At 72.8% G+C, this 4,374-nt stretch carries 4 protein-coding genes; 2 read left to right on the top strand and 2 right to left on the bottom strand.

Annotation, left to right across the window (positions count from 1 at the left end; all coding sequences use genetic code 11):
* Nucleotides 1–53 precede the first annotated feature (53 nt).
* Complete coding sequence (locus tag VGR37_10280; protein HEV2147778.1) at nucleotides 54–2,138, bottom strand: M3 family metallopeptidase; 2,085 nt, start codon at nucleotides 2,136–2,138, stop codon at nucleotides 54–56.
* A 148-nt stretch (nucleotides 2,139–2,286) separates the two neighbouring features.
* Between VGR37_10280 and VGR37_10275 the strand changes: the two genes are divergently transcribed.
* Both VGR37_10275 and VGR37_10270 read left to right on the top strand, forming a co-directional pair.
* Entirely contained in the window at nucleotides 2,287–3,135 is an 849-nt protein-coding gene (locus VGR37_10275; protein HEV2147777.1) for an amidohydrolase family protein, read from the top strand.
* A complete protein-coding gene (locus VGR37_10270; GenBank protein ID HEV2147776.1) occupies nucleotides 3,119–3,850 on the top strand; it encodes a GNAT family N-acetyltransferase in 732 nt (243 codons plus the stop codon). The genes VGR37_10275 and VGR37_10270 overlap by 17 nt, the downstream gene beginning before the upstream one ends.
* 10 nt (nucleotides 3,851–3,860) lie before the next feature.
* Here the strand turns inward: VGR37_10270 and VGR37_10265 are convergent.
* A partial coding sequence (locus tag VGR37_10265) for a DUF5818 domain-containing protein (protein HEV2147775.1) occupies nucleotides 3,861–4,374 on the bottom strand: 514 nt, incomplete at its 5' end.

Here is a 4,374-nt window from a genome sequence, read left to right as displayed (position 1 = left end):
CGGGGTGGCGCTGCTGGTGGTGCGCTGGGTGCCGGAGACCGGCCGCCCCGCCCCTACGCCGCCGGCGGGGCCTCCCCCGCCGCCCCCTCGTGGTGCCCCGGCCCCCCCTCGCCCAGGTTCCGCCGCAGCAGCGCCGCGGGGTCCGGGTCGCGCCCCATGAAATCCCGGAACAGCTCCCCCGGGTCGGCGGCGTCGCCGCGGGACAGCACGGCCTCCACGAAGGCGCGCCCCGTCTCCCGGTTGAAGAGCCCCTCGCGCTGGAAGCGGGAGAAGGCGTCCGAGTCCAGCACCTCCGCCCACAGGTAGCTGTAGTACGCCGCCGCGTACCCCCCGGCGAAGACGTGCGTGAAGCCGGCGACGAAGTGGTTCCGCGCGAAGTCCGGGCGGTAGGCGAAGCGCCCCAGCACCTCCTGCGCGTACGCCACCGCGTCGCCATCACGCGCGGGTTCGTAGCGCGCGTGCAGCGACAGGTCCATGGTCCCGTAGCTCAGCTGCCGCATCTGGAAGGTGGCGGCCATGTGGTTGCGCGCCGCCAGCATCTTGCGGTACAGCGGCTCCGGGATGGGCTCCCCCGTCTCCCAGTGGCGCGCGAACAGGTCCAGCGCCTCCCGCTCCCACGTCCAGTTCTCCATGATCTGCGAGGGGAGCTCCACCCAGTCGCGCGCCACGCTGGTCCCGCCCCGCGCCCGCACCTCCACCCGCGAGAGGACGTGGTGCAGCAGGTGCCCGAACTCGTGGAAGACGGTCTGCACCTCGTTGTGGGTCAGGAGCGCGGGGCGCCCCCCCTCCGGCGGCGACACGTTCCCGGCGAGCGACGCCAGGTGCGGCATCCACCCCTCCTCCGTGGGCCCGCCGGTCACCAGCCCGCTCATCCACGCGCCCTGCCGCTTGGTCTCGCGCGGGAACCAGTCCGCGTAGAAGCCCCCCAGCAGCTTCCCCTCCTCGTCATGCACGTCGTAGAAGCGCACCTCCGGGTGCCACACCTCCGGGACCTCGCGCTCGGTCACCCGCACGCCGAAGAGGCGGCGCGCCACCTCGAAGAGGCCGCCCAGCACCCCCTCCAGCGGGAAGTAGGGGCGCAGCTCCTCCTGGTCCAGGTCGTAGCGGGCGCGGCGCATCCGCTCCGACGCGAACAGCGTGTCCCAGGGCTCCAGCTCCGGGATCCCCAGCTCCTCCCGCGCGAACTCCGCCAGCGCCTCCATCTCCCGCTCCCAGTACGGCCGGGTGCGCGCGGTGAGGTCCTCCTCGAAGTCCAGCGCCCGCTCCCCCGACCTGGCCATGCTGTCTTCCAGGCGGTAGTCGGCGAAGTCGCGGTAGCCCAGCAGGGCCGCCAGCTCGCGGCGCAGCTCCAGGATCCGGGCGATGAGGGGGCGGTTGTCGTGCGGCTCGGCGCTGGCGCGGCTGGTGTACGCCCGGTACATCCGCTCCCGCAGCGCCCGGTTCTCCGCGTACTCCATGAACGGCTGGTACGAGGGGAGGTGCAGCGTGAAGCGCCACCCCTCCACCCCCCGGGCCTCGGCCGCGGCGCGGGCCTGCGCCACGGCGGAGGGGGGGAGCCCCCGCAGGTCGTCCGGGTCCGTCACCACCATCTCGAAGGCGTTGGTGGCGTCCAGCACGTGGTTGGAGAACTCCGTCTGCAGGCGCGACAGCTCCACCCGGACCGCTTCCACCCGCGCCTTGGCCTCCGGGGGGAGGTCGGCGCCCGCGCGCTCGAACTCGCGCACCGTCTTGTCCAGGTGGCGGCGCCGCACCCCCGTGAGCGCCGCCGCCTCCGGCGAGGCGGCCAGCTCCCGGACCGCCGCCCAGAGGCCGGCGTTCAGGGGGAGCCGGGCGTAGAAGGCGGCGAGCTCCGGGAGCACCTCCTGGTACGCCTCGCGCAGCTCCGGCGTGTTCATCACGGCCAGCAGGTGCGACACCGGGTGGGTGACGTGGTCCAGCCGCTCCTCCATGGCGTCCAGCCGTCCCAGGGTGTTGTCCCAGGTGCGCTCGCCGGGCTCGGCGACGATCGCCTCCACCTCGCGCTCCGCCGCGGCGAGCGCCTCGCGCACCGCGGGCACCACGTGCTCCGCGCGGATCCGGTGGAAGGGGATGGGGAGGCCCTCGGAAAGGAGCGGGTTCATCGCTTCGTCGTCGGTCACGGCAGGTCGTCGGTTCCGGGATTCGCTCGGGTCCGGGTCGCCCCGGCCGCCCCGCTGCCGTCAGGAACCGTGCCCGGCGGTACGATCCCTGCTTGCCCCGGGGAGCGGAAGCACGCGCAAGCTACGAAACGGAAGGCGGAGACGCACGGTGATCATCGACTGCCACACCCACCTGAACGGCTACGACGAGTCGTCGCCGACCACCCTCGAGGAGCGGTACCGGGCCCTCCGGGCGGAGATGGACCAGCACGGCGTGGACTACGCGCTGGTGCTCACCTCGTACAAGGTCACGGAGCACCGGCCGTCGGTGGACGAGGTGCTCACGGTGGTGGGAGACGACCCGCGCATCGGGGTGGTGGCGGGGGTGAGCTACTACGACTACCGCTCCTCGGACCTGGCCAACCTGCGCATCCTGCTCCGCACCGGGCGCATCAAGGGGCTCAAGCTCTACCCCGGGTACGAGGCCTTCTACGTCCACGACGCCCGCATGCGGGTGGTGTACGAGCTGGCGGGCGAGTTCGAGGTCCCGGTGATGATCCACACCGGCGACACCTTCGACCCCAAGGGGAAGGTCAAGTACGCGCACCCGCTGGAGGTGGACGAGGTGGCGGTGGACTTCCGCGAGGTCACCTTCGTGATCTGCCACCTGGGGAACCCCTGGGTGACCGACGCCATGGAGGTGATCTACAAGAACGACAACGTGGTGGGCGACATCTCCGGCTTCACGCTGGGGCACTTCGAGGAGCGCTTCGAGCGCTACATGCTCTCGCAGGTCAACGAGGTGCTGGCCTTCGCGGGCGACCCCAAGAAGCTGCTCTTCGGCACCGACTGGCCCATCTGCGACCTGGGGAGCTACATCCGCTTCGTCCGCCAGCTCGACCTGCGCGAGGAGGACGTCTCCAAGATCCTCTGGGAGAACTCGGCGCGCATCTTCAAGCTCGACCTGGACGCCATCCGGGAAGCGGCGGGGAAGGAGGCGGATGGCGCTGCCGGCTGACCTGCGCGCGGTGGAGGTGAGCGACGAGCGCTCCGAGCTGGCCCGCGAGACCCTCGCGCTGATCCAGGAGGCCATCGGCGACGTGCAGCCGCTGGGCGACCTGCTCTCGGAGCTGGAGGAGACGCGGCTCGGCCTCCCGGCGGGGGGGCGCTACCACCTGCTGGCCCTCCTCGATCCCACGGGCGCGCCGGTGGCCGCGGCGGCGGGGATCTACCTGGAGGCGGTCAACGCCGGGTTCGTCACCTACCTGGCCGTCCGCGCCGACCAGCGGCGGCGGCGGCTGGGGCGGAAGCTGCGCGAGTTCCTGATCGAGGCCTTCCGGGGGGAGGCGCTGCGCGCCCGCGGGGAGGAGCTGGCCTGGACGGTGGGCGAGGTGCGGAGCAACAGCCCCTGGCTGCGGACGCTGGTGCGCAGCGGCAGGGCGATCCCCTTCGACCTCAGCTACTTCCACCCCTGGATGTCCCTGCGCTCCGAGGGGCGCTACGTGCTCTACCGGCAGCCGTCCGGCGACCCGCGGCGCGAGCTCCCCCCGGACGAGGTGATGCGCCTGGTGTACGGGATCTGGCGGCGGGCGTACCGGGTGCGGTATCCCACCCAGAGCGAGACCTTCTGCTACATGCTGCGGCAGGTGGAGGACCGGGAGACGGTGGGCGTCCATGCGGACTTCGCCGCGCTGATGGCGCACGGCGCCGAGGGGAAGGCCGGTGCCGTGTAGCCGGCCCGCCCTATCCCGGCTCCCCCGCCCTCTCGACGGTCCGAACCGAGATCGTCGTCCCCTGCATGCAGAATGACATCTCCGCCACCCTCCCCGTCACGGTGACGCGGTCGCCGGGACGGAAGCCGCCCGTCTCGCCGGCCAGCGTGTAGAGCTGCCCGTCGTCGCCGCGAAGGGCGGGGCACTCCACGCCCTCGTCCGTCAGCCGGCCGGTCACGCGGACCGTGCCCGCGGTGTCCTCCGCCATGGCTCCTCCCTGCTGCGTGGGGGTGACGTGGAAGGTGTCCGAGGTGACCCGGACCAGCGTAGGCGGGTACGCCACCACGAAGACGTAGGGGCGGCCCGGCTGCGCGTGCTCCGGGACGCGCACCACGGCCGCGGTGCTCCCGTCCCCGCTGGTCCGCGTGCGGGCGACCACCTCGTGCTCCGAGCGCGCCGCTCCGAACGCCACGTCCAGCACGGCGTCCGCCGGGAAGTTGCGGGCGCTCACCCGGACCTCGGTCCCCGGCGGGCCGCGCAGCGGC

The sequence above is a fragment of the Longimicrobiaceae bacterium genome, from assembly GCA_035936415.1.
GTDB lineage: Bacteria > Gemmatimonadota > Gemmatimonadetes > Longimicrobiales > Longimicrobiaceae > JAFAYN01.
Note: the sequence above shows the minus strand (reverse complement) of the source record. Positions and strands in the feature narration are given on the sequence as shown.

Coding starts and splice junctions, on each gene's coding strand:
- VGR37_10270 (HEV2147776.1), top strand. CDS start 3,119: ATGGCGCTGCCGGCTGACCTGCGCGCGGTGGAGGTGAGCGACGAGCGC.